The organism is Hahella sp. CR1 (assembly GCF_029813005.1).
In the GTDB taxonomy this organism is placed as follows: domain Bacteria; phylum Pseudomonadota; class Gammaproteobacteria; order Pseudomonadales; family Oleiphilaceae; genus Hahella.
The window spans coordinates 179,490-204,878 of the sequence record NZ_JAPELK010000010.1; the positions used below are offsets into that span (position 1 = coordinate 179,490).

The 25,389-nt window shown below is 51.9% G+C and carries 24 protein-coding genes; 15 read left to right on the plus strand and 9 right to left on the minus strand.

Annotation, left to right across the window (positions count from 1 at the left end):
• Window positions 1–150: 150 nt before the first annotated feature.
• A complete protein-coding gene (locus ONV78_RS22680) occupies window positions 151–564 on the minus strand; it encodes a hypothetical protein (protein ID WP_279506631.1) in 414 nt (137 codons plus the stop codon).
• A gap of 212 nt (window positions 565–776) precedes the next feature.
• On the opposite strand from ONV78_RS22680, the gene ONV78_RS22685 reads away from it, so the two are divergent.
• The 7 genes from ONV78_RS22685 (at window position 777) to ONV78_RS22715 (ending at window position 6,845) form a co-directional block, all read left to right on the plus strand.
• Window positions 777–1,106, plus strand: a complete 330-nt coding sequence (locus ONV78_RS22685; protein ID WP_279506632.1) for a TrfB-related DNA-binding protein — start codon at window positions 777–779, stop codon at window positions 1,104–1,106.
• Between the two features lie 159 nt (window positions 1,107–1,265).
• Complete coding sequence (locus tag ONV78_RS22690; protein ID WP_347815426.1) at window positions 1,266–1,643, plus strand: DMT family protein; 378 nt, start codon at window positions 1,266–1,268, stop codon at window positions 1,641–1,643.
• Between the two features lie 93 nt (window positions 1,644–1,736).
• The gene (locus tag ONV78_RS22695; protein ID WP_279506633.1) at window positions 1,737–2,828 is read left to right on the plus strand and encodes a putative zinc-binding peptidase; all 1,092 of its coding nucleotides are present in this window, start codon (window positions 1,737–1,739) and stop codon (window positions 2,826–2,828) included.
• Between the two features lie 85 nt (window positions 2,829–2,913).
• A complete protein-coding gene (locus ONV78_RS22700; protein WP_279506634.1) occupies window positions 2,914–3,438 on the plus strand; it encodes a DUF1566 domain-containing protein in 525 nt (174 codons plus the stop codon).
• Between the two features lie 60 nt (window positions 3,439–3,498).
• On the plus strand, window positions 3,499–3,885 hold the full coding sequence (locus tag ONV78_RS22705; protein ID WP_279506635.1) for a VOC family protein: 387 nt from the start codon (window positions 3,499–3,501) through the stop codon (window positions 3,883–3,885).
• A 29-nt stretch (window positions 3,886–3,914) separates the two neighbouring features.
• Window positions 3,915–5,129, plus strand: coding sequence for a DSD1 family PLP-dependent enzyme (locus ONV78_RS22710; protein ID WP_279506636.1), 1,215 nt, complete (start codon window positions 3,915–3,917; stop codon window positions 5,127–5,129).
• A gap of 264 nt (window positions 5,130–5,393) precedes the next feature.
• A complete protein-coding gene (locus ONV78_RS22715; RefSeq protein WP_279506637.1) occupies window positions 5,394–6,845 on the plus strand; it encodes an OmpA family protein in 1,452 nt (483 codons plus the stop codon).
• 98 nt (window positions 6,846–6,943) lie between these two features.
• Here ONV78_RS22715 and ONV78_RS22720 read toward each other — a convergent pair whose 3' ends face one another.
• Both ONV78_RS22720 and ONV78_RS22725 read right to left on the minus strand, forming a co-directional pair.
• Window positions 6,944–8,761 carry an ATP-binding protein gene (locus ONV78_RS22720; protein ID WP_279506638.1) on the minus strand — a complete coding sequence of 606 codons (1,818 nt, stop codon included), beginning with the start codon at window positions 8,759–8,761 and terminating at the stop codon, window positions 6,944–6,946.
• Between the two features lie 11 nt (window positions 8,762–8,772).
• A complete protein-coding gene (locus ONV78_RS22725) occupies window positions 8,773–10,014 on the minus strand; it encodes a HAMP domain-containing sensor histidine kinase (RefSeq protein WP_279506639.1) in 1,242 nt (413 codons plus the stop codon).
• A 254-nt stretch (window positions 10,015–10,268) separates the two neighbouring features.
• On the opposite strand from ONV78_RS22725, the gene ONV78_RS22730 reads away from it, so the two are divergent.
• The 3 genes from ONV78_RS22730 to ONV78_RS22740 all read left to right on the plus strand — a co-directional run bounded on the left by ONV78_RS22730 (window position 10,269) and on the right by ONV78_RS22740 (window position 12,828).
• Window positions 10,269–10,940 (plus strand): OmpW family outer membrane protein, encoded by a 672-nt coding sequence (locus tag ONV78_RS22730; protein WP_279506640.1) that lies wholly within the window; start codon window positions 10,269–10,271, stop codon window positions 10,938–10,940.
• 295 nt (window positions 10,941–11,235) lie between these two features.
• Window positions 11,236–11,994: an ABC transporter substrate-binding protein gene (locus ONV78_RS22735; protein WP_279506641.1), complete on the plus strand. Its 759-nt coding sequence runs from the start codon at window positions 11,236–11,238 to the stop codon at window positions 11,992–11,994.
• 84 nt (window positions 11,995–12,078) lie between these two features.
• Window positions 12,079–12,828, plus strand: coding sequence for an amino acid ABC transporter substrate-binding protein (locus ONV78_RS22740; RefSeq protein WP_279506642.1), 750 nt, complete (start codon window positions 12,079–12,081; stop codon window positions 12,826–12,828).
• On the opposite strand, the gene ONV78_RS22745 is transcribed toward ONV78_RS22740, so the two are convergent.
• A complete protein-coding gene (locus ONV78_RS22745; RefSeq protein WP_279506643.1) occupies window positions 12,773–15,127 on the minus strand; it encodes a PAS domain S-box protein in 2,355 nt (784 codons plus the stop codon). The two genes, ONV78_RS22740 and ONV78_RS22745, sit on opposite strands and share 56 nt — an antisense overlap.
• Window positions 15,128–15,569: 442 nt before the next feature.
• Window positions 15,570–16,187, minus strand: coding sequence for a nitroreductase family protein (locus tag ONV78_RS22750; RefSeq protein WP_279506644.1), 618 nt, complete (start codon window positions 16,185–16,187; stop codon window positions 15,570–15,572).
• A 109-nt stretch (window positions 16,188–16,296) separates the two neighbouring features.
• Here ONV78_RS22750 and ONV78_RS22755 point away from each other — a divergent pair, with 109 nt between their 5' ends.
• The gene (locus ONV78_RS22755) at window positions 16,297–16,809 is read left to right on the plus strand and encodes a MarR family transcriptional regulator (RefSeq protein WP_279506645.1); all 513 of its coding nucleotides are present in this window, start codon (window positions 16,297–16,299) and stop codon (window positions 16,807–16,809) included.
• A gap of 236 nt (window positions 16,810–17,045) precedes the next feature.
• Here ONV78_RS22755 and ONV78_RS22760 read toward each other — a convergent pair whose 3' ends face one another.
• Window positions 17,046–17,453, minus strand: a complete 408-nt coding sequence (locus ONV78_RS22760) for a hypothetical protein (RefSeq protein ID WP_279506646.1) — start codon at window positions 17,451–17,453, stop codon at window positions 17,046–17,048.
• Window positions 17,454–17,952: 499 nt separating this feature from the next.
• Here ONV78_RS22760 and ONV78_RS22765 point away from each other — a divergent pair, with 499 nt between their 5' ends.
• Entirely contained in the window at window positions 17,953–18,726 is a 774-nt protein-coding gene (locus tag ONV78_RS22765; RefSeq protein ID WP_279506647.1) for a hypothetical protein, read from the plus strand.
• A complete protein-coding gene (locus tag ONV78_RS22770; protein ID WP_279506648.1) occupies window positions 18,726–21,170 on the plus strand; it encodes a DEAD/DEAH box helicase in 2,445 nt (814 codons plus the stop codon). The genes ONV78_RS22765 and ONV78_RS22770 overlap by 1 nt, the downstream gene beginning before the upstream one ends.
• Before the next feature lie 162 nt (window positions 21,171–21,332).
• Here ONV78_RS22770 and ONV78_RS22775 read toward each other — a convergent pair whose 3' ends face one another.
• Together ONV78_RS22775 and ONV78_RS22780 are read right to left on the minus strand one after the other, a co-directional pair.
• A complete protein-coding gene (locus tag ONV78_RS22775) occupies window positions 21,333–21,986 on the minus strand; it encodes a DCL family protein (protein ID WP_279506649.1) in 654 nt (217 codons plus the stop codon).
• Window positions 21,987–22,278: 292 nt separating this feature from the next.
• Window positions 22,279–22,977: a hypothetical protein gene (locus ONV78_RS22780; protein WP_279506650.1), complete on the minus strand. Its 699-nt coding sequence runs from the start codon at window positions 22,975–22,977 to the stop codon at window positions 22,279–22,281.
• A 247-nt stretch (window positions 22,978–23,224) separates the two neighbouring features.
• Between ONV78_RS22780 and ONV78_RS22785 the strand changes: the two genes are divergently transcribed.
• Both ONV78_RS22785 and ONV78_RS22790 read left to right on the plus strand, forming a co-directional pair.
• On the plus strand, window positions 23,225–23,617 hold the full coding sequence (locus tag ONV78_RS22785; RefSeq protein WP_279506651.1) for a hypothetical protein: 393 nt from the start codon (window positions 23,225–23,227) through the stop codon (window positions 23,615–23,617).
• Between the two features lie 182 nt (window positions 23,618–23,799).
• The gene (locus ONV78_RS22790) at window positions 23,800–24,546 is read left to right on the plus strand and encodes a hypothetical protein (protein ID WP_279506652.1); all 747 of its coding nucleotides are present in this window, start codon (window positions 23,800–23,802) and stop codon (window positions 24,544–24,546) included.
• Here ONV78_RS22790 and ONV78_RS22795 read toward each other — a convergent pair.
• Window positions 24,503–25,294 carry a transporter substrate-binding domain-containing protein gene (locus tag ONV78_RS22795; protein ID WP_279506653.1) on the minus strand — a complete coding sequence of 264 codons (792 nt, stop codon included), beginning with the start codon at window positions 25,292–25,294 and terminating at the stop codon, window positions 24,503–24,505. The genes ONV78_RS22790 and ONV78_RS22795 overlap by 44 nt on opposite strands.
• Window positions 25,295–25,389: the final 95 nt, after the last annotated feature.

Below are 25,389 nucleotides of genomic sequence, written 5' to 3' on the forward strand. Positions count from 1 at the left end.
AAAATTGCTCAGATCTTTCGTAGGGCGTTGAATGGGCATATTAATAGCCCGGCGTAGCCTTTAATGATGGCGGGGTGTATAGGAAAGTTGACTGCGTACGCCAAAGCTGCGTGAAGGAAGCTAATCGCTTCCTGTTACGGACCGTGAAACCTAACGGCGGGTTCTCCGCTTCAGCTTTTGAAAATCCTTCTTCAACTTCATTTCAATCAGTTCACTAATGGTGACGCCTTCGGCTTTGGCGAGGGCGCTGACGATCTGGTGGGCCATGACGTTCAAGTCGACGCCGCGGGTGGGGACGGCGGTTCCTCTTTGTTTTTCTCTACGCAGGCGGGCGGCGCGGATGGCGTTTTTCATTGAGTTCCATTCTGGTGACGTCATCCACTTTTCGCACCAGGCGTTCAGGGAGCCGTGGCTGGCGGCCCGGGTCAGCGCCTTGGCGGCGCGTCTACGTCGATCGGGTGAGGCTTCGGCTCCGCCGGGGAAGGCGGCGTCGCGGAATTTATTGTCGATCCAGCGTTTGGCGTACTCATAGTCCAGCGCTTGAATGTCGTACTTCTTTCGCATTGTGGCAACCTGCTTGAGTTTTGCTCATTTTCCAATATGTTACCGGGTAACGCAATTGATTTAACTTAATACTTTAAACTACAACAATAATCCCCATTTATATCTCTGATATGCTTAGGGTATATTGCCGTTTCGATAGCAGCGGCGACGCCGAAACAACAATGAAGCTTAAGGATGCATCTCTTTTTTAGATCCAGGTGGTAATCGCTCCCATGACAGAAGAACAATTCCGGATCGCCATCTCCGGCATGGAACTGGCCGAATCCAATCGTATTATCGCGCACGACTTATTGGTCAAACGCGTTCGCAGGAAACTGATCGTGCGACGCACAGGGTTGTCGAACACCCGTATTGGCCAGATTGAAAAGAACGTACTGGCTAACTACGCCAAGCGTCTGGAAGCGCTGGGGTTGGTGCGTGTAGAGGTGTTGGTGAGTCCCGAAAACGTCGCCCAGGTGAGGGCGATGGAAGAGCTGGACCGTTTCCCGATCCACTCGGAACAGAGCGTCGAGGAAGAGGCGCTGGAAGCGGCGACCAGCTGACGCATTGACCCGCTCAAAGCTCTTATTGACGCGCAACTATTGACACCCAGCCGGGTTATGATGAAATGAGTCGCCCCCGCTGCTCTCTGCGGCGCGGGCTAAGCCGTTCCGGCTTGTCTTTCTCGTTGTCATCCATCTTCTTTATATCGCTGGTTGTCTATGTGGCCGACTATTTCTCCTGTTGTGGTGAGCGTGTCTCTGCTGCTCGTCAGTAATGTTTTTATGACCTTCGCCTGGTATGCGCATCTGAAAGAGCTGAACAACAAGCCCTGGATTATTGCGGCGCTGGTGAGTTGGGGCATCGCCTTGTTCGAGTACCTGCTGCAGGTCCCCGCCAACCGTATTGGTTACGGCGAACTCAGTTTGGGGCAACTTAAGATATTACAGGAAGTAATTACGCTAAGTGTGTTTATTCCATTCGCTTTTTTCTATATGAAAGAGCCGCTTAGACTGGATTTTCTGTGGGCGGGATTGTGTATCCTGGGCGCGGTATTTTTTATCTTCAGGCCCAGCATTATGCAGGCGCTGCAAAGCTAAAAAGTTATACTGGACCAGCGCGTCGATGTTTCAGGACGCGCTTGGAATCTTCGCTGACTCATCAAATGAAGGTCGCAGGGAGCCTCGCCTTTTATGAAATTATTCACCTGTCCGGCATGCGGTAATCTCATCTATTTTGAAAACGTCGCCTGCACCCGTTGCGGCGCAACGCTGGGTTTCGCGCCCAGTGAGATGGTCATGGCGGCGTTTACCCCCGACGGAGACCGGCTTTGGCGACGCGTAGGGGACACTCATGAGCAGTACAAGAAGTGCTCCAATTACGCCGTTCACGCCGCCTGCAACTGGATGCTGAACGCAAACGAGCCGGTGGAGTTATGCGCCGCCTGTCAGCTCAACCGGACCATTCCTGACCTGAGCATTGCGGAGAATCTTCCTTTGTGGCGGACGCTGGAGACGGAAAAGCGCCGTCTGGCGTTCACCATAATGCGTCTGGGGTTGCCATTGACGCCCCGCAGTCAGGATGACGCAGGGCTGGCGTTTGATTTTCTGGCGGACCCCGATCCCAGTTTCAATGAGCGCGGCCGAGTCATGACCGGCCATGCCCAGGGCGTTATCACCCTGAATATTGCGGAGGCGGACCCGGCGCTGCGGGTAAGCATGCGTGAGCAGATGGGCGAGCCGTATCGTACGATTCTGGGGCACTTTCGCCATGAGTCCGGGCATTATTACTGGGACCGCTTGATACGGGACAGCCACCGATTAACGGAATTCCGCCGCCAGTTTGGCGATGAAACGCAGAATTACAGCGAGGCGCTGGAGCGTCACTATCAGTCCGCGCCGCCTCAAGACTGGTCGCAGCGTTTCGTCAGCGCCTACGCCAGCAGTCACCCCTGGGAAGATTGGGCGGAAACCTGGGCGCATTACCTGCATATGATCGACACCCTGGAGACGGCCTATCAGTTCGGCCTGATGATTCATCCCCGCGCCGGCGATGACGCCAACCTGGACGTGCGCCATGACTTCGATCCCTACAATCAGCAGGCATTTTCTGTATTGGTGGACCACTGGCTGCCCCTGACTTTCGCGCTCAACAGCCTGAACCGCAGTATGGGGCACGCCCATGCGTATCCTTTTGTGCTGGGGCCGCAGGTGTTGCAGAAACTGGAGTTTGTGCACCTGACCGTGCGCGAGGCCAGTTCGGTGAATGCGTCAGGGATAAGCTGACGGTTTGTTAACAGAGCTGTGTCGATATGAGTGATAGACTGCCAAAAAATTGTAATCTATTACTTTAAAAATATGGCTTAACCATATGTTATTAAATATAAACAGGCTGCTTTTCCTGCTTACACTCTCTCTGGCGTCAGCGACGGTCGCGGCGCAGGAAGCGTGTTCCTCGGAGGTCACGCCCACCTCCCAGTTCGTACTGAAGGGCGCAGAAGTCTATGATACGAAAACCGGGCTGACCTGGAGCCGCTGCAGCATGGGGCTGACCTGGCGGGAGGGTTCAGGCTGCGTCGGCAAAGTGAAAATCTCCACCCTGGAAGGCGCGCGTCACTTTGCTGAACTGCAGGGCCACGGCTGGCGCATTCCGACTATCGAGGAGTTATACAGCCTGGTGCGACGGGGCTGCTCGGAACCGGCGATCAACGCTGAGGTTTTTCCGGATGTGCAGGACCTGGGTGAAGGCAGTCCCTACTGGAGCCAGACTCCGGTCGAAGAGGTTCCAATTCTGTATTACTTCGTCGATTTTATGACCGGCGACATAGATGGACACACGGAGAGGTTTCCGTTGGCGTTGCGACTGGTGAGAGAGAATGAGACGTCAGGGGATTAGTTTGTATTTTTTAAACAATAACTTAGGCTTGTTTTTTAAAGCATGGATAAGGAGCGTAAGATGAAAGCACAGACGCTTATCGCCGTCCGCGATGTGGCCGCCAGCAGCCGCTGGTATCAGACTTTGCTCGATTGCCGAAGCGGGCATGGCGGCCCGGAATACGAACAGCTGGTGCAGGGTGAAGAGATGTTTATGCAACTGCACGCCTGGCATGCCCACGACCATCCTAACCTGGGCGACCCGGACGCCGCGCCACATGGCTACGGCGTACTGTTATGGTTTCAGGTGGATGAGTTTGATGCGGCGGTGGTGCGGGCGAAAGAGTTACAGGCGGACATTCTTGAAGGGCCAAAACTGAACTCCCGCGCCCAGCATAGGGAAATCTGGCTGCGCGACCCGGATGGCTACGTGGTGGTGCTGGCCAGCGCTTATGGGGATGTTGAATAGGGCGCGAACGACGCTGAATAGGCGCAGTCATGCGCCTTGTGGTGAACGAGCAACTCCAACGGGAGAACTTTGTGAACGCAACGCCAACACCCACAGAAAGTCTGAATACAATCGACACGCCGTTTCTGGCGGTGGATAAGACCCGTTTCCAAGCCAACATTGCGCGCATGCGCACGTATTTGCAGCCGTTTGAGGTGCGCTTGCGGCCGCACTTGAAGACGGTCAAGTCCGTTCCCGCCGCTGAGCTGGTGATGGCGAGCAAGCAGGACCCGGCAACCGTGTCCACCTTGAAAGAGGCGGAAGCCTTTGCGGAAGCAGGGTATACGGATTTGCTCTATGCCGTCGGCATCTCCCCGCAAAAACTGCCTCGCGTGCTGGCGCTACAGCGTACAGGCGTCAATATCTCTATTCTGCTGGACAGCCGCGAGCAGGCCGAAATGGTCATCGCCTTTTGTCGGGAAAACGACGCCAATATTCCTGTGTATATCGAGGTGGATTGCGACGGCCACCGGGCTGGATTGCCCGCGGATGATCCCGAACTGGTCGCCATCGGACGCCTGTTGCATGAAGCGGGTGTGGAGGTGCGCGGTGTGATGAGTCATTCCGGCGGAGCCTATGACTGCGACACGCCGGAACAGTTGGCGACGGCCGCAGAGCAGGAACGCAGGGCGGCGGTGGCCGCGGCGCAGGCGTTGCGCAAGGCGGGCGTGGCCTGTCCCGAGGTGAGCGTCGGCTCGACGCCGGCGGCGTTGTCTTACACTCACTTGGAGGGCGTGACGGAAGTGCGGGCCGGGGTGTATACCTTCTTTGATCTGGTGATGGTGGGTATCGGTGTCTGCAAGCTGGACGAGATCGCGCTGTCGGTGGTGACCACCGTGACCGGACACAACAAAGCCAAAGGCTGGTTCTTTGTGGATGCGGGCTGGTCGGCCTTATCCAGGGATCGCGGCACGGCGGAGCAGAAAGTGGATCAGCGCTATGGCGTGGTGTGCGATGAACAGGGGCGGGTCATTGATGGCTTGTTAGTGAGCGCCGTCAACCAGGAACACGGCGTACTGAGCATGCGTGAAGGGTTGAGCATGCGTGAAGGATGCAGGGAGGCGCTCCCGGATCTGCCCATCGGAACGCGCCTGCGTATTCTACCCAACCATGCCTGCGCCACGGCGGGACAGTTTCTGCACTATCACGTGCTGGATGGCGCCAACCAACTGCTGGCAATCTGGCCCCGTATTCAGGGCTGGTAAACGCCTTTGCTTGTCAGGGGACAGTGCGACGCGCAATACGACGTAGCATCACCCTAAGTACAACTCACTAAGTCGAACAGGGCCCCAATTAATGGCGGTTCCTGACTTTCTTGACTACTCTGTGCTGTGACCCTCCAAGGATGTTCAGGAGAATCGAACAAAAATAAATCTATGTTGTATCTACTTACCGTATAACTGATTTCAGGCTGTAGAAAAATCAGTCAACACGATGTAAGTATCCAACCATCGTAAGGAGACTTCAGAATGAAAGGAGTAGACGCCTATCTCGCCGCAGTAATCACCGCCGTAACGCTCACTGGCTGCGCTTCGCAGACCGCGCTCACTGAGCAGGCCGCCTACCAGCAATATCCCGCCCTGGAAGAACTGAGAGATCAGGTCGAGCAGGGGAAATCACAGAATCTCAACGTATTATCGCCGCAGCGCTACAGCCAGGCCAGAAAGTCCTATCAGGATGCGCTGCAGTGGGCTCAGGCCGATAACGCCAAAGCCACCGGCATCGCCAGACAGGGACTGGCCTCTATCAGCGAAGCCCGCACCAATGCGGAGGTCGCCGCCTATAACCTGGAAGATGTTCTGAACGCACGGCAGAAAGCCCTGGCGGCTAATGCGGACAAAGTTATCCCCGGCGAGTTTATGAAAGCGGAGGACAATCTCGTCAAACTCACCGGCATGATTGAAAAAGGCAGCGTCGAAGACGCCAAAGCCGGTCGTGCGGAAGTGGCGCGCCTGTATTCTCAGGCGGAATTGAGTGCGCTCAAGGGCAATATTGTGGACCGCGCCCGTGACGCGCTGGAATCAGCCAGAAGCCGCGACATTGACGACCTGGCTCCTAAAACCATGGAAATGGCGCAGGAAGAATATCAACTGGCTCTGAAAACCCTGGATGCGGACAGAACCGATACCGAAAGGGCGCAGACCCACGCGCAAAAGTCCCTGTGGAACGTGATGCGCGCGGAGTACATCGCCGATACCGTCAAATACTTCGATGAATCCGACTTCAACGAAGAGGACAAAGTGCTGTGGTATCAGCAGCAACTGGCGGCGGCCGCTCGGCCGATCAATCAGCAACTGCCTTTCGATCAGCCCAACAAGGAAGTGGTGCGTCAAGTCAGCGCCAATATTCAAGGCCTGATGACGGACCGCGACTCCGCGCTGCTGGCGCTGGAAAACGCCAAGACCCGTGAGATGAGAGCGGCGTCGGAAAAAGACGAACTGATGGCGCAGCAGCAGCGGGAAGACCAGCGCAAGCAGGCCATCACTGCGAAGTTCGCTGTCGTGCAGTCTCTGTTCACGGAGAAAGAAGCCGACGTGTACAGACAGAAAGACAACGTGCTGATTCGCGCCCACGGGTTTAACTTCCCCTCTGGCAAAAGCGAGATTCAGGGAGAAAACTTCGCCCTGGTGAACAAAATCATCGAAGCGGTGAAAGAGTTCCCCAACGCCCGGGTCGTCGTGTCCGGTCATACGGATAATCGCGGCTCCACTCAGCTGAACCAGGGGCTGTCGCAACAAAGAGCGGAAGAAGTGGCCAAGATGCTGAATGAAATCGGCCGCATCCCTTCCAATAAAATCACTGCGATGGGGTACGGCGAGCAACGTCCGGTCTCCACCAATGACACCACGGAAGGCCGCGCCGATAACCGTCGGGTTGAGGTGTTGATTGTCAACGAAGGCGGCGTTGAGAAAACCTATTAAGCTCTCTGTGAAGGCGATGCGCGTGGCGTCAGGCGCGCGTCGCCTTATCTTCCTGTCCAATTAGATCTATTTCGTCGCAACCTTTTCTTACTTTTCTTTTATTGCTTTTCTTGTTCCTGCGGCGGACGCTTGCTTAGCAGCCAAAGCCGAAAGCGGGAGCCTTGTCCCGGCGTACTGTCTACCTCAATGCGGCCGCCATGGCGTTCGATGATGCTGTGGGAGATGGCCAACCCCAATCCAGTACCTTTGCCGACGGGTTTGGTAGTGAAGAACGGATCGAATATGCGTTTGCGGGTTTCCTCCGGGATGCCGGCGCCGTTGTCCTGCACTTCCACCCATACGCCTTGGTCCCAGAATCCGGTGCGCAGCCAGATTTTTCCTGAACTCTCGATCGCCTGCGCGGCGTTGACCAGCAGATTCAACAGCACTTGGTTTAATTGCCCGGGCAGGCATTCGATTTCCCCCACGTCGCCATACTCTTTGATCACCTCAGCCTTGTATTTGATTTCATTCCAGGCGATAGCCAGGGCGCTTTCCAGTTGAGCCTCAATGGGGGAGTGACGCCACTCTTCGCCCTCTCCGGCGCGGGTGAAGTCGCGCAAATCCTGTACGATCTTGCGCACCCGCTCAAGGCCATTGCGGGTTTCGGCGATGACGTCGGGAATATCCTGGCGTAAATAGTCCAGCTCCAGATCGTTGATGATGGTTTTGAAGTCGCTCCACTGCGGGTTCTCGTCATCGCTGTTTTGTCGTACGGCTTCCGCCGCGTCGATAATGCTCATCAGGTCTTTGATGTAATTCTCCAGCGAGCCCAGGTTGGAGCTGACGAAGCCGATAGGGTTGTTGATTTCATGGGCGACGCCCGCCGCCAATTGTCCGATAGAAGCTAACTTTTCACTTTGCAGAAGCTGCAAGTGGGTTTGCTCCAGCTCCTGGGTGCGGGCGACGACTTTTTCCTCCAGGGTGGCGTTGGCGTCCGCCAGTTGGTTATGCAGGCGCATATTGTGGAGGCTGATAGCGGCTTTGGCGTCGAATACTTCCAGAAGATTGCGCGCCAGCCCGTCGGGAGTATGTCCGTCCAGGTAAGCGACGAGACCTGGCTCATCGTGACGTCCAATAAAAAGCATCGTTTCGGTGGGGGAGAACTGGCTCTCGCCGGTCTGAAAGGCTGCTTTGATGGCTTCCCGTGCGGGGGCGGGTATGGGCGCCTGCGACCAGGATTCGCCTGCGGTGATCTCATCCGAGCCGCACAGGATGGTGTAGGCGTCTGGGGGCTCGGACGGCTGTGGTGGGCTCAATATCAGGCCCGTTCCTTCAAAGCCGGTGATGCGTAATAGTTGCGACAGAATGTCCTTCGCGAAATCCTGTAACGTAGTTCCCGGCTGCAGGTAATCCGGCGCTTCAATGATTTGTCGCAGCCCCCGATGATGGGTCTCCAGGGCGCACAGGCTTTCATAAGCGCGCAGAGCGCTGATGACCGAGGTGTAGAGCTTTTGCGCGTCCAGTTCGGTCTTGTTTTTGTAGTCATTAATGTCGTAACGCAGAATCACGTCCCGCTCCGGCGCCATGCCCGGCTGTCCCGTCCGCAGAATAATGCGAACGTTGTGGTTGCCCAGTTCCTCGCGGATTTGGCGGGCCAACTCCAGGCCTGCGTCGTCGCTTTCCATGACCACGTCCAGCAGGATAACGGCGACCCCCGTGTTTTCCTGCAATGCTTTCCGCGCCTCCTCCGCACTGTAGGCGCTGGCGAGTTGCAGCTTGCGGTTGTGGAACTCCACGTTGCGCAACGCCAGGCGGGTGATGGAGTGCAGGTCCTCATCGTCGTCGACGATCAATATAAGCCAGCAAGGCGGCGGCTCCGGGGGAGCGCCATCGGTGTCGCCGGAATGGCTGGAGCGTAATTTTAGTCTCGTCATTCCAAATTCTGTCAGGCTGTAAAGTCACCATCGTAGCGACGCTTATCGCCGCCGTCCCTGGGGAATTCGATTGCGAAAGCGACGCCTTGTCCGGCGCCGGTATCGGCGATTCTTACTTTCCCATTCAGGACGTTGGTCACCAGGTTATGAAGAATATGCAGGCCAAGGCCGCTACCTCCTTCATTACGTTTGCTGGTGAAAAATGGCTCAAAAACTTTGTCTCGTAAGGACTCGGGAATCCCCACGCCGTTATCGCACACCAGCAGCTCCACCTGATCGTCCACCACGTCAAAGCGGATATCCACGATACCCGGACCTCCTGCGAAGCCATGAGTGAGGGAGTTCAATATAAGGTTAGTCAATACTTGCGACAGTGCGCCAGGATGGCTGTAAACCTCCAGCTCCTGCGGGCCATGAATGCTGACGCTGGAGGAGGTTTTTTTCAGCGCCGGAGACAGGCTGGTGACGATCTCATGGAGATATTGGGAGAGGTTGAAGCGTCGCTCTTCGCCAGCGGACTGATCGACGGCGACCTGCTTGAAAGACTGGATCAGGTTGGCGGCGCGGCTGGCGTTGGCGGCGATCAGCCGGGTGGAGTCTCTGGCGGCGTCGATGTAGTCCGTCAGTTCTTCCTCCGACAATGATTCGCTGGCGTAGGTTTTGTGCAAGCGCTCGGTTTCCTCCGTCAGCAGCGTGGAGGCGGTGACGATGACGCCTATGGGCGTGTTGATCTCATGCGCCACTCCCGCCACCAGACGCCCCAGGGCGGCCATCTTTTCTCTTTGCATGAGTTGGCGTTGCGTTTCCTCCAGCATGCGATTGGTCGCCATCAGTTCTTCATTGGAGCGCTGTAACTCCTGATTGATCCGGGACAGTTGCGCCTGACTGGGAATGGAGAGGGCGGCGGGAATCAGCTTCACCAGCAGCAGGGCGGTAATCACAGAGGCCGCCGCGGTGACGGCTTTCACCACCCCGATCAGCCAGTAAGCGGGATACCAGGTCACCCAGATATTCATCACATGGGTGGCCCCGCAGGCCAGGATAAAGACGCCGAAGGACATAAACATCCAGTTGAAGGGCACGTCCTGGCGTTTACGGATGAAGTAGATCAATGTGACTGGGATGGTCATGTACGCCAGGGCGATGAGCGCGTCGGAGCTGATGTTCAGCCAGAGAATGCCGGGCTTCCAGAGGTAACAGTGTCCATGAGGCATGTACCCTTTGCCGGTGAAAAAATCGATGATGGATTCCATGGCCGCATCCTTTCTTCCCTTAACCTGTTAAACAACGTATAGCACGCTCCTGCGCTATCGCAAGATAACGGGATGTCTGCTTGGCGGCGCAGAAAGAGCGTTTCCGTTGATCTGGGTCAAAGCTGACCCGGGCTGCGCCTTAACCTCCCTAATCACTTGATCCAAATCATAATTGTTCGCCGGCAAAGGCATAGACTCCCGCCCCGTCATCAATTCTTAATTTTGCAGTTGAATGTGAAGAGTAGGGGTATGTTATGCATAAGCTAAGTAAATCTATGTTGGCTCTGGGACTGCTGGCCTGCGCGGGCTCCGCGATGGCGCACCAGCCGGGAGAGATGGTGCTGCGCGTCGGCGCCGCGATGGTGGACCCCCAGGATGACAGCTCAACCCTGCGCGTGAATGGGACTTCCGTAGACGGCACCAGCGTATCAGTGGACAACGATACACAGCTGGGTCTGACCTTCACCTATATGTTGCGCGAGCATATTGGTCTGGAAGTGTTGGCGGCGACGCCTTTCACTCATGACGTAACCGCCCATGGTCTGGGCGACGACCTGAAAACCGCGGAGGTCACGCACCTTCCTCCCACCGTCAGCGTACAGTATTACCCAATGGAAGCTGGCTCCGCCTTCCAGCCCTATGTGGGCGTTGGCGTGAACTACACCTTGTTCTTTGATGAAGAACTGACCACGGATTTTAAAGACGCCATGGGCGACGGCAAGATCAAGCTGGACAACTCCTTCGGTGCGGCGTTCCAGTTGGGCGTTGACTATCAATTGACCGATAACCTGGTGGTTAACGCGGCGGTCTGGAAGATCGGCATCGACACCACCGCCACCATCGACCTGGATTCCGGCGCGCAGATCAAAACCGACGTGGACATCGATCCGCTGGTGTACATGGTCGGCGTTGGCTACAAATTTTAATTCCAGCGACCTGTAATCGGCTTCGTGGCCAAGACTGCGGAGCCAACCGCCAATGAATTTTGCGGCCTGCGCTCAGGGATGAGAACGGGCCAGCTTCACCTCGCTTCATCCCCGCATGCGGCTCTACTTTCGCCCATGCGGTTTTTTCGTTTTCGCATCATTGCCTGCCGCTTAGTTGAGACGGGTAGAAGCAGGTAGAGCCAGATAGCCGCCGTTGCTGTTCTTCACCCTGATCTATACTTATTGCTCAAGCTTCACCATTCGTTGACTGGGTTTAACTGATATGGGGGATGGCATGGGACGTTCTTTGACTTCCGCTGTCTTTGGTCTCTTTTGCATGATGATCGGCGCGCTGGTTCAAGCCGCGACCACGGTGAAGGTGTGGACCTACTATGACTCGCCGCCGTTTGCGATTGACTCTAAAGGCGACGACCTCACGTCCACCCTGTGCCGGGTGCTGACGGAAAAAAGCGGCGGAGATTGGGTTTTCAAACCTCAGTACCTTCCCCGCAAACGCATTAATCACTATCTGGAAAGCGGCGCTGAGCAAGGGCTGGTGCTGTGGGCGAACCCCCTGTGGTTTCAGGATAAAGAGGAAACCAAATACGCCTGGAGTGACCGCGTCGTCTGGGGCGCCAATGAGATCGTGTCCCTGCGGGAAAATCCGGTGGAGTATACCGGCCCTGAATCTCTGGAAGGCAAACGCTTTGGCGGCGTGGCGGGGCATCATTATGTGGGGATCGACGATCTCGCGCAGTCCGGCCGTATCAAGCGCGAGGACACCACTTCATTCTCCAAGAACCTGGACAAACTGCTGAGCAACCGCCTCGACGCCATACTGATACCTCGCGGCGAGCTGTTTTACCTGGTCTCGCAAGGCCATCTGGGCGACAAACTCTTCATCTCCTCCAAACCTCATCAGCAATATGAGCGCAAGATTCTGGCGACGCAGAAGCTGGAGGCGGTGCGGGATTTCATCAACGCGCAACTGCCGGCGTTGAATGAGGACGCGGAATGGCGGGCGCTGCTGGAAAAATACGGTTTAAAACCCTGATGCCTTAGAACTCGCTGGGAACGCTGGGAACGCTGAGAACGTTGTGACGCGGAATGAGAGACTGACTCCAAGGATTGACCGACTATGTGGAGACTGTTCGGACTGACACTGTGGATAGGCTTGACGGCAAGCCTGAGCAGCCGCGCGGAAATCGTCGTGCCGGTGTGGACCTATTACACCTCGCCGCCATACGGCCTGCACAGCGACGGGTATGATCTGACCAGCATTATGTGTGCTGAACTCAGCAAACTCAGCGGCGGAAAATGGCGCTTTGAGCCCCAGAGTCTGCCCAGAAAACGCATAGACAGCTATCTGGAGCGAGGCGATCAGGCGGTGGTGGCCTGGGTGAATCCGTCCTGGTTCGGCGATAACAAAGAGGAACATTACGATTGGACCCACGGGGTGGTCATGGGGCGCAATGATATTGTGTCTCTGAAACTTCACCCGGTGGAATACCATGGTCCGGAGTCCCTGGTCGGCAAAAGCTTCGGCGGCGTGCTGGGGCACCGCTATGTCGGCATTGACGAGTTGGTGGAAGAGGGGCGCATCCAGCGGGAGAACGCCTCTTCATTCTCCAGCAACTTCGGCAAGCTCCTGCTGCGTCGTATCGAGGTCACCATGATTCCCCGGGAGGAATTGTTTTACCTGATGGCGAATGAACAGGTGGGCGCGCAGCTTTATATCTCCAAACAACCGCATCAGGAATACCAGCGTAAGATGCTGGTGACAAAAGGGCTCAAGGGCGTGAGGGACTTTATGGAAGCTCAGTGGCCGACGCTCAGTGACCATCCTGACTGGCGTCACCTGCTGCAGCGCTACGGGCTGAACCGTTAAGGCCGTTGACGTTGGAGCCTGGATGCGTATTGGCTTCGGCGGCGGAATCGCCGGCTTGATCCAGCGTGCTCAGCAGATTGCGGACGGTCATTCGCAACTTGGCGTTATCCGCCACAGTCTTGATCAGCGTGGCCTGAACTTTATTCGATAGTTGTGGCGGGGCGGGGTAAGAGGAAAAAATCACCACGGGCGTATCATCGGTATTGATCTCGTCCACCAGTTCGGCGCCGGAGCCGTCCGGCAACTCCAGATCCAAAAGCACCAGATCGTAGCTATTCTCCTGCAGCATACGCCGCGCCTGCTCCAACGCGCCGGCCGGATGTATGTCGGCGATCTCTTCCAGAACGGAGCGGGCCACCTGCACCAAGTCGGGGTCGTCTTCCACATGCAGGATGCAGGGCCGCGTTTGCTTCAATAACACCTGATGAAGGATAGCCCTGAATTCATTTAGACTTGGGCGGGTGCGGCTCAGCCAGGCCAGGGGGGCGACGCCGTCAGTTTCCAGTCTGGAATCGGCTTCCGAGTGATAGTTGTCCTCCGCAATCGCCACCAGCGGCGGCTGCGAGAGGGCGTCAACGTGGCGCAGGGTTCTTAAAAAGGTGAAGCCGCCATCATCGGTCATCGCGCTGTCTACAACCAGCAGGCAGTACGGCTTCTCCGCGAGAAGGCGTAAAGCGCTCGCCGCGTCGGACGCGACTTCGCAGCACAGTCCCTCTGCGTGGACGGCTTTCGCTAACAGTTCCGCCAGGTCTTTATCCGCTTCACAAACCAGCGCGCAAGGATGCGGCGATGTCTTACGCGGCCTGGGCGCCAATCGGGAGGGTAGGTCGAAGAAGAATTCCGTGCCCTTGTTAACCCTGGAAATGAAGCCGATTTCGCCGCCGTGCTGCTCCACGATGGCTTTGGCGATGCTAAGCCCGAGCCCGGTGCCGCCTTGCGCGCGGGTGTCGGAACTGTCCGCCTGCGAGAATCGTTCGAAGACGCGGGGTTGAAACTCTTCAGGAATGCCTTTGCCCTGATCTTTGACGTGAACGCGCAGTTTGCTCTTAAGGCAGGAGATGGCTACGTCGACCTGTCCACCTCGCGGCGAGTATTTGACTGCGTTGGAGATCAGGTTGGACATGACCTGATGGATGCGTCGTTCATCCACGTGAACGCAGGATTTGGGCAAGGGATTAGCGAAGTGCAGGTCAACCTGATACTTGCCGGCGAACTCCTTGTGGTCCTCCAGGCTGCGCTGAATCAGCGTTGTCAGATCCTGGTCCTCCAACTCAAACTTGAGCGCGCCGGACTCCAGTTTTTCAATTTCCAGAATATCGTTGATGAGCAGGGTGAGGCGGTCGCAATTACGGTAGGCGACTTTTAGCATTTTATGCACGACTTCCGGCAGTTCGCCGCCGTGCTTGCCCAGCACAAGCCCCAATGCGCCGCCAATAGCGGTCAGCGGCGTGCGTAGTTCATGACTGACGGTGGCGATGAACTCATCTTTTTGCCGTTCCATGCGTTTGCGTTCCGTGATGTCGCGCACCACCCCGGTGAACATGCGGCGGCCGTCCACGGTCATTTCACTCACCGCCAGTTCCATGGGAAACGTCGATCCATTTTTACGGCGACCGGTGACTTCCCGGCCAATGCCGATGACCTTGGCCACGCCGGTGTGCATGAACTTGGCGAGATAGCCATCGTGTTCGCTGTGATAAGGCTCCGGCATCAGGACGCTGACATTGGACCCGATCACGTCGCTGGCGGCGTAGCCAAAGATGCGTTCCGCCGCCGGATTGAAGGTGTCGATCAAGCCTTTGCCGTCAATGGTGATAATGCCGTCGACGACTGTATCGACAATGGCGCGGACGCGGGCTTCCCGGTCCTGCAGCGCCAGTTCGGAGGCCTTGCGTTCGCTGATATCGCGCACCACGCCGGTGAACATGCGACGGCCTTCCACCTGCATTTCCGTCACCGCCAGATCGAGTGGGAACAGGCTGCCGTCCTTGCGCTGGCCCAGCACTTCGCGGCCAATGCCGATGATTTGCGCCTTGCCGGTTTGCAGATAATTGTTGAGATAGTCGTCGTGATGTTCGCGGAAGGGGGAGGGCATCAGCATATGCACGTTGCAGCCGATGACCTCTTCTTCGTCATAGCCGAAGATGCGCTCCGCCGCGGGATTGAAGGTTTCAATAACGCCCTGGCTATCAATGGTGATGATGCCATCCACCACCGCTTCGACAATCGCGCGCACACGACTGTCTGACTCTGGCGTAAAACCGTTCCTCACGGTCTTTAGTTTGGGCTTCTTGCTCACATAAATTCCCTTACATGAACGCCAAAACGTTCGTTTAATAAATATAGGCGGGGTCCAAGCTATTACAAATTTAAGGGACTAAATGGACAAGGAGGAACGGCAGCGGGAGCAACGGGAAAGTATGAAACGACAGGATAAATGGACCGGATGGACGGAAAGAGCGAATGGAAAGGGAGTAACCGAAATGAGGCAATGGAACACGGAGTAATAGATCACAGAGTAATGAAACACAGAGAAATGTGATACCGAGTAATCGAAATAGATGAAATCGAAAAAGGTTCAGTCGAAAAAGGTGAAATCACAAAAGGTATAACGGAAAAAAATGTAATCGAAAAAGGTGTAACTGAAAAATGGATGAATGTAAGAAGACTGTAATGGAAGAATTAAAAAATGAGGAGCGGAAAAGAGAAATGGAAAGCCACGCGTCCCTGCGAGGCCAAGATCACACCAACGCCATCACCTCTTCCACAGGGCGACGCACCTTCTGCGGCCAATTGCCCTCAGTCGGGTAACCCGCCGTCACCAACATCACCGGCACCTCCCGCTCCGACAACCCAAACTCCTGCGCCAGGGCCTGCGGATCGAAACCACTCATGGCGCCAGTGGACAGCCCCATACCTTGCGCCGCGAACATCAGCGTCATTGCGGCGAGGGAAGCGGAACGGAAAGCTTCGTCCCGTTGCAGCATAGGGTTGTTCTCATGAGAAGAACTGGCCTGCGCAACCCAGCCGTCACTGAACGCCTGCGGCAGAAAACCCGCAGCGACGGAAGGCTGCAACGCGCTGGCCAAACCTTCATGCGCCGCCAGCGTTCCGCAGATGATAAAGGTCACCGCGGCGTCCACCACCTGCTTCTGCCCATAAGACACCGCCTGCAAACGGGCCTTCGCTTCGGGCGAACGCACCGCGATGAACTTCCAGTTCTGAAAGTTGTAAGCGGAGGGTGCGCGAGTGGCCAGTCTCACCAACTCGGTGATCTGCTCTTCAGACAGGGATTTCTCGGCGTCGTAACGGCCAGTGGATACGCGGTTTTCGATAAGGTCTTTTACAGTCTCGTACATATCAGGTTCCTTGATTTACGGCTAAGCAATGCATTTATCTTCAATTCAAGATAAAATCAGTTTTGCACAGATAAATCTTGATATCAAGATAAAATAAATGGAGCCTCTGATGACTGAAAAACGCCCGCCCGACGCCGTAGATAAGATTCTGGAACAATGGAACGCAGAACGCCCCGACCTGGACGTCACCCCCATGGCCGCCATCGGCCGCCTGAAACGCTGCGCCGCCCTCATGCAACGCAGACTGGACGCTACCTTCAGTCAATTCGACATGACCGGCTGGGAATTCGACGTCCTCGCCACCCTGAGACGCTCCGGCAAACCCTACTGCCTGGCCCCCACAACCCTGTTCTCAACCCTCATGATCACCTCCGGCACCATGACCCACCGCCTGCAACGCCTGGAAGCCAGTGGCCTGATCGAACGCACCGCCAACAAAGACGACGCCCGCAGCAAACTCGTCCAACTCACCCCCAAAGGCCTCGAACTCATCGACCGCGCCGTCGACGCCCACGTACAAAACGAACACAACATCCTGCAACCCCTGAACCCACAAGAACGCCAACAACTGGATGAATGCATGGCGAGGCTACTAAGATTATTGGAGGGGGAGGGTGGTTGAGTCTTTGTCCTTTGACGGTTTGGCGAAGAATGCATGGACTCACTGAAAGCAACCCCCCCCTGTTCTGACGCCCAAAAACTAAAGGCCCATCTGCAGACTTTACTAATACGAACGAGTATTAGTCCTGAAAACTGGACGGCTTTACGGGGAAAAGTGATTTAAGGCTATAGTCTCAGGGAGTTTGTGTTTTGAAAGGCCTTTGAATAGGGGGGGCTCTGGCTACAACGAGTCCATTTTTATATGGGATCATGGAAAGAGTAGACCACTCTTCTTCCATTGTACTCATCGAGCATAGCAAGACCTTTACTCCTAAAATTGCACCCGGCCGTATGTGCAATCCCATTTCCCATGCTGCCTAGCCGTATCGCTGTGCCACTTAAAAAGGATGCCTTTAGCTTTTCCAGAGAATATATCTGACTTTCTCTAGAAACAAATAAGCCAGTTGTCTTTGTTGGTTTAAGCTCAAGAGTGATCGTCGCTTCTTTGCAGTCGTATAAAAAGTGATCTTCAGGGATGACTTTTATGATGGCGCTTGTTTCCGATACCGTTTCATACGCCGACACTTTAAAGCTCCAACTTGTGCCGCCCGACACTGCGTATTGAGGTACAGCTAGTAGTGCTATTGATAATACGAGTTTTTTCACCCATTAACTCCTCATGATCTATTTTTGGTGTGTGGGGGCATGCCTGTATACATTGCCGCTAAACGTCCTTTCTGAAGCCGCTAGCGCCTGTGTCATTTGCTAATCGTAACCCAGCATAAATAGGCGAACATAACATTGCTAGTAGCCTCATCAAACTATACCGTGACCAGTGTAGGGGGGCTGAACATGTATGCGTAATAGACGGCCAGTGGACTCCTTAACCCGTTCGCCCTGAGCCTGTCGAAGGGCTTTTCAGAGTGTCTGAGTGAGGAGTACTCTTGAACCGCTAAGTCGCTGAAAGCAGATGCTGGAGGGTGTGCTATCTTTTTAGTCAATATCGAGTTATGAATAGCTATTTCCGACATAAAGTGGACATAAATGAGCTCAAACTTGGTACGATCTAAGACATTTTAAATCTCGACAAGCTTTTTGTGTGACGACTTATTTAATTAACGATGCAATATAAGGAATCAAGGAAGTAATGATAGCTGGAGTTATAATGGAGAATACAGAACTTGCCACTGTGTGCAGGGTTGAACAATTTACCGATGAGTTGAAGAATGAAATCAGAGGTAGACTAGCAGCTATCTGTCACGGCAAGGACAAGGTCGACGAGGGCAGTATTATTGCTTCATATAGAGAAACACTTAAAGTCTTTCTCCGTATCTACGCCGGGAAGTCTGAGGATATACGAAAGGGAATGATAGGAGAATTGTTGGCGCACATTCTTCTAATTAAGGGGTTTCCCGATTATAGGTCAGCAAACCCATACTTTAATATGGAAGAAAGTAGTGTTAAAAAAGGCTTTGATATTATTGTCTTCGACGAAAGCTGTGGTGAGCTAAAAATTGCTGAAGTGAAGTCAGGTAGCGGAGGAAATGTTGGTGCTGACAGTGCTAATAAAACGCTATTAAATACAGCCAAAAATGATTTGAAAGATAGATTGAATGATAGCAGGGTTCATATCTGGATGAATGCGATTAATGGAGCGAAGCTGGCTCTATCTGGAGGTAAAATAAAAGATGAAATAAATCGCATATTGGAAGGGTGTTATATGGAGGCAACCAATAACTCCCCCGATAGCACATCAAAAAATGTTATACTTGTCTCTGTTTTATATAGAGGGTGTGATGATCCAATATCAATTGATGCGGCACATGAGAAAGCAGAGAAAATCATTGCTGAAGGATTGTTTCAAGATATGACAGTCTTTTCGATTCAGAAAGAGACCTGGGAGAATATTGTTGCATTCCTTAATCAGGAGGCAGCATAGTGAGCTCGTTTACTCTTCGGATACTTCGCAATACTGGTTTTTCTAAATTATATTTTAAACTTCTGCGTCGAGAAAATCTCGATGATCGAGAGAGAGAGGCTGTTCTTAAAATTTCACTTCTTCTTATGAATGCTGGTGATGAATATTGTAAAGATCTCGGATATAGAGTTGTTGTTATGTATTCGAATCTTGTTTCGGATTATAGACCTTTATATGATGTTGCTATCAATAAGGGCTTTATTCCAGTCGCGAAATTAATTGAAAAAAATGGAGCACTATCCCACTATTTTCAAACTCATTTTTTTCCGGTTTTCTTATCGAGCTTCTCAGAAACCTATCGAATAAGTGGAATTTATCAAACATCAGAGCAGGCCAGCTTGTCGCACTATTTTTCGAAAGAGGCTGATCGAGGTGTCGCTGTTATTGCTCCAACATCATATGGAAAGTCTGAGTTACTCGTACGCTTTTGTAACAGTCATGTGGGAAAGACAATAGCTATTATAGTTCCAACTAAGGCTCTTTTGTCCCAAATGAAACGTAGAGTTCTTCATGGCGCTGACGAACTAAACTCTGATCGAAAAATTATCACACATCCCGAAATGTACAATGAGGGTGATAAGGGATTTATTGCTATCCTAACCCAAGAGCGTTTGTTAAGAGTTCTCCAAGATGATGCTGACTTAGTCTTTGACTATGTCTTTATTGATGAAGCCCACAACCTTCTTTCAGGAGATAGTAGAAATACATTGTTAGCCAAGGTTATTACGTTATTAAGGAAAAGATGTGAGGATACATCATTTAGCTTCCTTACACCGTTTCTGGTTAACTCCGAGAACCTTCACACTCGATTTATAGAGTCAAGATTTACAGAGTTTCGTATTGGAGAGCACTTAAAAACGGAACGCTATTATGCTATAGACCTTCGAGATGATGGTGACCGATTGCTTAAACTCTACGATCAGTTTATGAATGAATTTTTGGTGCTGGATACTCAGTATAAAGAAAACGAAGTGCAGTTCTTGAAGAGATATTCAGGCAAAAAAAACATTATATACCTGAATTCACCGCCTAGACTTGAAAAGCTTGCACGTACATTGGCTGTGAGTGAGGAGGCGGTTGAACACAATGAATTAGATGCCGTCTGCGAAGATATTTCAGATTTTCTTCATCGCGACTATGGTTTGATTGACTGCTTAAAAAAGGGAGTTGTTTATCATCACGGTTCTGTTCCAGATGTGGTCAAGCTCTTCATAGAAGACCTTTATTCAGCCATTCCGGAAATTAAGTATATTGTAACTAGTTCAACTTTGCTCGAAGGCGTGAATATCCCTGCAGAAAAACTATTTTTGTTAGAATGTAAGAAGGGGCTTTCTAACCTTTCGGCGTCTCAGTTCAAAAATTTAGTAGGCAGAGTATGTCGTTTTGGTGAAATTTTTAACTCTTCATCAGGCTCTTTGAATCTGCTTGAGCCCGAAATATATATTGTTGCATCTCGATACATTCATGGGAATGCAAATGTTGAAACATTTCTCATGGAGCGCGTCAAGGTCGACAAAATGATTAAAGATGAACTTGTAAATGTTCTTCTAGAAAATACCAAAATAACGGAAAGGAATGCGGGAGACTTAGAAAAGGCCGTAGAGGTTTTGGAAAACCTTTCTCCAGGTGTTACTGGTAGGAATACTCAGTACGCTGAAACAGAAGTTGGTAAGATTTGTTATATAAATAATATTGTTGAGTTTTCGATCCTGGAGTGCGAATCTGTCATTGCAGAATATTTAGCTAAAGTAGGCGAAGATGAACATGCTATTGATGACCTTAAAGAGCTTATGGATGTAATTCATCATGCATTCATTGATTTCATTCCGGATGATACTTACAGGAATCTACGACGCTTAAAAGAAGAATCGGCAAAGCATTTTTACCAGATGTTCTTGGCATGGCGTATGAGAAATGCCTCTTACAACGAAATGATTAAACGCTTTCTTGACTATTGGGATGAGACTCCAGATACATTGGTCTACGTTGACAAATGGGGCGATACATCACGTGAAGGAAGCTATAGTGAGAGTTGGGTCAATATTGATGAAAAAACAAATAAGGAGCGCGTTAACCTTGCTATTGTTCGTATCAAAGAAGAACAAGATTTTTTGGATAACCAGATAATGAAGTTTATAGAAATATTGAATGACCTAAAAATGCTTGATGTGGAGTTTTATCAGAAAATAAAGTATGGGACCACTGATGAAAATAAAATTACTATGATGAAAAATGGGTTTAGTGCTGGGCTTGCCTCGTTAGTAATGGGAAAATACCCGGGCTACGTTAATATTGATGCTGTGGCGAATACTGTTAGACTCAATGCAGAGATTCAGGAGGTTATGCGAAATAATAACGAAAGTAGAATATATGTCTTTGAGGCCGGATTTAACACACGTGGATGAGCCGGTTTTGTTTCTTATAAGAATTTTGTTTAAGCCCGAATCTGCCAAATGAAATATGTGATTAAACGGTTTTATGATTAACGTTACTGTGTGAAATAAATGGATGTTATACTGATTTTATGATGATTTTTTTTTGTGGAAAAATTGATTGATTTGTATTCTCTAACTTTTCTCCCTGCGCAAGTTTGCCTCGGCGCTAAGTAGCTGCAATTTTGCATGCTTATGGTGGTAGGATTGCCAATTTTTAAGTATATCTTTATCTGTTATCTGCCCCCTCTGATCAGTATCACTTGGATTGGGGTTTGTTAGGGATATAGACTCAATATTTATTTTATAAAGATCTAAGAAATTGGTTAGCAATTTGTCAAATGACGGGGGCAAATAAGAAACATGGCTATTGTCGTAAGTTAATTTAATCCCAAGAATTGGGCATACGTCTATTTCATTTAATTTTGTTCGCCTGTAAGCAGCTATAATTTCTTTTACAGCTCTGCGAAATGCCATAGATACAACTGCTTTTTGAGAAGCAGGTTGTATGCAGTTAACCCAGCTGCAATCTATCTCTGTGCCATCTATTCTATGAATATAAAGGCAGCGTTTGTTGTGGAAGTCCTTTTTTACTATTATGTAATCTATGCCGGCACCTTTCTTCGATGAGTACTCTGGGTGCAGTGTAAATAATGAAACGAAAAAATGTTCATCATCTGGTCGAAGTCGTTCACCAAATTTGTAATGGTTGATTCTTTTCCTGGCTTCCTCAGTTGCACTTTTCTTCGTCTTAAATTGATATGCTCCAAATGCAATCGGTTTTGCCATTTTTATCTCCTTAAAAGTGCATCAATGCGGGTATGCGTGGAAATTACTTTGTTATAACGTACAATTTAGACCAAAAGGGGTTCATAATGTAGCTTTGGCAGAGAAATTATTTCTCCTAAATGCCCCGTATATAACCCTAGAACTCCATCCCGTAAACGCATCGGCTAGCCTCTATCTCAACGATAGCATATGCCTAAAGATCGCAAGACATGCCACGTTCCAGCCCAGCGCCTCCAGAGCAAACGACTAATTGCTCAATGATGCTATGAATACCTTGCTTCACCGCGCAACATCAAACCTTAACAAAAACAAAATCCACCCACCCCGGCTCAACGACATTCTCCTTACCAAAGCTCTCCACCGTCTCAACAAACTTAAGCTCCAGGCCGTGCAAGAAAGGGAGGAGGTCTGTTTCATCTTCAACAATGCGGACTGGATAGCTGCATTCCACCACATTTTTTTCCAAAGCGCCGGTGTCGTTCAGATAGTAAAGGTCCTTCCAGACGCCTTGTTTTTGCTGGCGACGCGATAGATCAAAAGCGGGCGTCGCTTTCACGGATGCACCGTTGAGAGCAAACTCATAATCTATCGCCTGCGCCCAGTAATCCGGATGAAAGTAGCTGAGAGAGGCCCGTCCACCTGATTGCAATTGCCTGTCCATCAACAAGAATAGACTGCGCAGGTCTTCATCGGTGGTTAGTAAGCAGAATGAGTTATAGGCGGCGAAGATTCGTTCGAACTTCTTATCGCTACAAAACGTGCGAACATCTTCGACATGCTTAGATGACGCGGGCAACTTTATTTGCTCTGAATAGCCAGGCAGAATTTCAACGGTTTCCACTGAAACGCCATGCGTGACCAAATGATTGCTGACCCGGCCAAACCCGGCGAACAACTCAAGCGTTGCATGTCCTCGGCAAAAATTCAGATAGTAATCCAGGTCGTCTGAGAACTCGCACGAGTGCGCTTGATACAACTGATAGGGGTCCATCTTCTGGCGTAAATCCTTTCTCTATTAGATTAGTCGTCTAAAATCACTGAAACGCCGCCATTTTACCCAAAGCGCCTTTGAATTTAGAAGGTTATGTTATCCAGCGATTCGGAGATAAAGCGCCACTACCGCCGGCTAGCATTCAGAGAGAAATCCCTATATGGTGATTAATCTGTTGCTACTTCACTGATTTATCTCGTTATTCGAAAACGAACCAGAAATCAGGCGAATACGGATTTGAGGAGGAATGATGGCGATCGTATTGATGACGCTGATTGGCTTAACGGTGGCCGCATGGCTTTGGCTGGCCCTAATGGCCATTCTGGCGGTGAAGAACGATGACACGCTGGAAACGAGTCAAAAAGCGCTACAGTTTTTTATCATACTCGTGGCGCCACTTTTCGGCTCCTTAATGGCGCTTTATCTGGTAAACCAGTACTCGCCTGAAGCCATACCGCACCGGCTGATTCCATGGCCGTTCAAGAGCTTCTTAAGCAGTTCGGCTCAAGCTTACAACGGCGGCGTAGACAACTCAGCAGGCACTGCATATGACTTCGCCATCAGCGCGCGTCATGATAGTGGCATGTTCGATATGGGGTCTGATGGCGGCGGTGGTGGCGATGGAGGAGGCGGAGATTAACCTTTCTCTGATAACCACCTGAGTTCCTTCTCATCACTCCAAAATACGCCAATACGCACACAGTTTCTTCCTGTAGCAAAAGCCAACCAAACATAACAACTTTCCGGGCTTGCGGCCCTTGCCAATTCCTCTTTCTAGCCTAGTTTTTAAACACGATGGTAATACTGGCTGAGGGAGGTTTTATGCGTTTGTATAGCTACAAAATGACCCACGATTCAGGCTTTGCGCCCAATCCATTTGGTAAGACGCTGACGTTAGCGACCTGCAAGTCACATGTGCGAAGGAATAGTAACGTTGGGGAAGGTACGTGGATCGCCGGCTTTTCCTCTGTTGGTTTAAACGGTGACGCAGTAGGTAGCGAGAGACTTGTATTCTTGATGGAAGTGGGGAGAAAGCTGCTATTTGAGGACTATTACCAAGATCCTCAGTTCAAGGATAAGATTCCTGACTTGTCGGTTAAGAGCCCAATTGCAAGAGCCGGAGATAATATTTATGAGCCTATATTAGATCCCCCAACTGACTTCACGCACTTTCGACAAATCAAGAACCTCAATCACTGGAATGTTCAGCTGGATAAACCTGAAATGGGGTGTCAGCAGGACGATATCTTTGGCAAATATGTGTTGATCGCGAAGACCTTTTATTACTTTGGTCGCGAGCCTGTGGTGATTCCAGTTGAAGTTCGACCCTCTGTGCCTGATGGAGTAGCGCGCTATGGCAGAAAGACGGAAGGTCGCAGAGCCGATGATTTTATTGCCTACATTCAGCGTAAATACAAAAAAGGCCGTCTTCACTCACCCCACACATTCGACGCCGACGAAACAACATGCAACAGCTGCGCCCCCAAACCTACGAGAAAAACACCAAAAACGACCTGCGCGCCCCCTAATCAAAATCCCGCTCGCCGGGCAGCCACTCAATCACATTAAAACGTTCGGCGATCTCCCGGTATGCCGGTTGCTGACGGAATTGTTTGTAGGCGATGGCGAATTCATAGGCGAGTTTCGTGTCGCTTTGGCGGCTGAAGCCAATGTACATGGGTTCGGAGGGGAATAGGGCGCCTTGCAGCGGTTGTACGACGTCTTCCAGATTTTCGATGGCGGTTTTACTGCGCAGCATGGCGTTGGAGCCGCCCAGTATGGCGTCGTAGCGGTCGTTGACCAGCATGAGGAAGAGTTGCGCCATGGTGACGGTGCGTTGTTGCAGCGGGTAATTGTTGCGGATTAACGCCACCGCCTCGTCATTGATGTGATAGCCGGTAGGGACGGCGACGCGCCAGCGGGTGACGAAATGCTCCAGCGGCGGATCGTAGAGAATTTCATTGGCGCGGGACTTTTTGATGTAGATCGTGCTCTGTGAAATGTGCAGAAGATTGTCGGGCAGATAAAGGGCGAACTTCTCGCGCTCAATGGACTTCGCCATGTAGGTCACGGCGTTCACTTCGCCGCTTTCCAGCATCTTGATGACGCGGGTCCAGGGCAGACGCACGAACTCGACCTTCCATCCCAGACTGGCCGTCACCTGCTTGACGACCTCAGTATGAAAGCCAGTCAACTCACCGGAATCCGTCACATACTCAAATGGCTTGTTGTTGGCGTCCTCCATGCCGATGATTAAGGTCTGCGCGAGCAACCCCTGCGAAAACAGCGCAAACCAGAGCCACAGACCATAACGCATTACTTTCCCTCCCAGGCAATAGTGACAGTATAGTTACGATCTCCCAGGCGCTCGATAAATCTGCATGAATCTGTCCGGAACACCTTCTTCTATAC

Bases quoted from the DNA above. Each gene is read 5' to 3' on its own strand.
- ONV78_RS22795 (WP_279506653.1), bottom strand. From the start codon at position 25,294: ATGCGTTATGGTCTGTGGCTCTGGTTTGCGCTGTTTTCGCAGGGGTTG.
- ONV78_RS22740 (WP_279506642.1), top strand. From the start codon at position 12,079: ATGTGGAGACTGTTCGGACTGACACTGTGGATAGGCTTGACGGCAAGC.
- ONV78_RS22730 (WP_279506640.1), top strand. From the start codon at position 10,269: ATGCATAAGCTAAGTAAATCTATGTTGGCTCTGGGACTGCTGGCCTGC.
- ONV78_RS22710 (WP_279506636.1), top strand. From the start codon at position 3,915: ATGCGCCTTGTGGTGAACGAGCAACTCCAACGGGAGAACTTTGTGAAC.
- ONV78_RS22790 (WP_279506652.1), top strand. From the start codon at position 23,800: ATGCGTTTGTATAGCTACAAAATGACCCACGATTCAGGCTTTGCGCCC.
- ONV78_RS22690 (WP_347815426.1), top strand. From the start codon at position 1,266: ATGTGGCCGACTATTTCTCCTGTTGTGGTGAGCGTGTCTCTGCTGCTC.
- ONV78_RS22780 (WP_279506650.1), bottom strand. From the start codon at position 22,977: ATGGACCCCTATCAGTTGTATCAAGCGCACTCGTGCGAGTTCTCAGAC.
- ONV78_RS22685 (WP_279506632.1), top strand. From the start codon at position 777: ATGACAGAAGAACAATTCCGGATCGCCATCTCCGGCATGGAACTGGCC.
- ONV78_RS22720 (WP_279506638.1), bottom strand. From the start codon at position 8,761: ATGACGAGACTAAAATTACGCTCCAGCCATTCCGGCGACACCGATGGC.
- ONV78_RS22715 (WP_279506637.1), top strand. From the start codon at position 5,394: ATGAAAGGAGTAGACGCCTATCTCGCCGCAGTAATCACCGCCGTAACG.
- ONV78_RS22680 (WP_279506631.1), bottom strand. From the start codon at position 564: ATGCGAAAGAAGTACGACATTCAAGCGCTGGACTATGAGTACGCCAAA.
- ONV78_RS22735 (WP_279506641.1), top strand. From the start codon at position 11,236: ATGGGACGTTCTTTGACTTCCGCTGTCTTTGGTCTCTTTTGCATGATG.
- ONV78_RS22765 (WP_279506647.1), top strand. From the start codon at position 17,953: ATGGAGAATACAGAACTTGCCACTGTGTGCAGGGTTGAACAATTTACC.
- ONV78_RS22725 (WP_279506639.1), bottom strand. From the start codon at position 10,014: ATGGAATCCATCATCGATTTTTTCACCGGCAAAGGGTACATGCCTCAT.
- ONV78_RS22700 (WP_279506634.1), top strand. From the start codon at position 2,914: ATGTTATTAAATATAAACAGGCTGCTTTTCCTGCTTACACTCTCTCTG.
- ONV78_RS22705 (WP_279506635.1), top strand. From the start codon at position 3,499: ATGAAAGCACAGACGCTTATCGCCGTCCGCGATGTGGCCGCCAGCAGC.
- ONV78_RS22755 (WP_279506645.1), top strand. From the start codon at position 16,297: ATGACTGAAAAACGCCCGCCCGACGCCGTAGATAAGATTCTGGAACAA.
- ONV78_RS22695 (WP_279506633.1), top strand. From the start codon at position 1,737: ATGAAATTATTCACCTGTCCGGCATGCGGTAATCTCATCTATTTTGAA.
- ONV78_RS22785 (WP_279506651.1), top strand. From the start codon at position 23,225: ATGATGGCGATCGTATTGATGACGCTGATTGGCTTAACGGTGGCCGCA.
- ONV78_RS22775 (WP_279506649.1), bottom strand. From the start codon at position 21,986: ATGGCAAAACCGATTGCATTTGGAGCATATCAATTTAAGACGAAGAAA.
- ONV78_RS22750 (WP_279506644.1), bottom strand. From the start codon at position 16,187: ATGTACGAGACTGTAAAAGACCTTATCGAAAACCGCGTATCCACTGGC.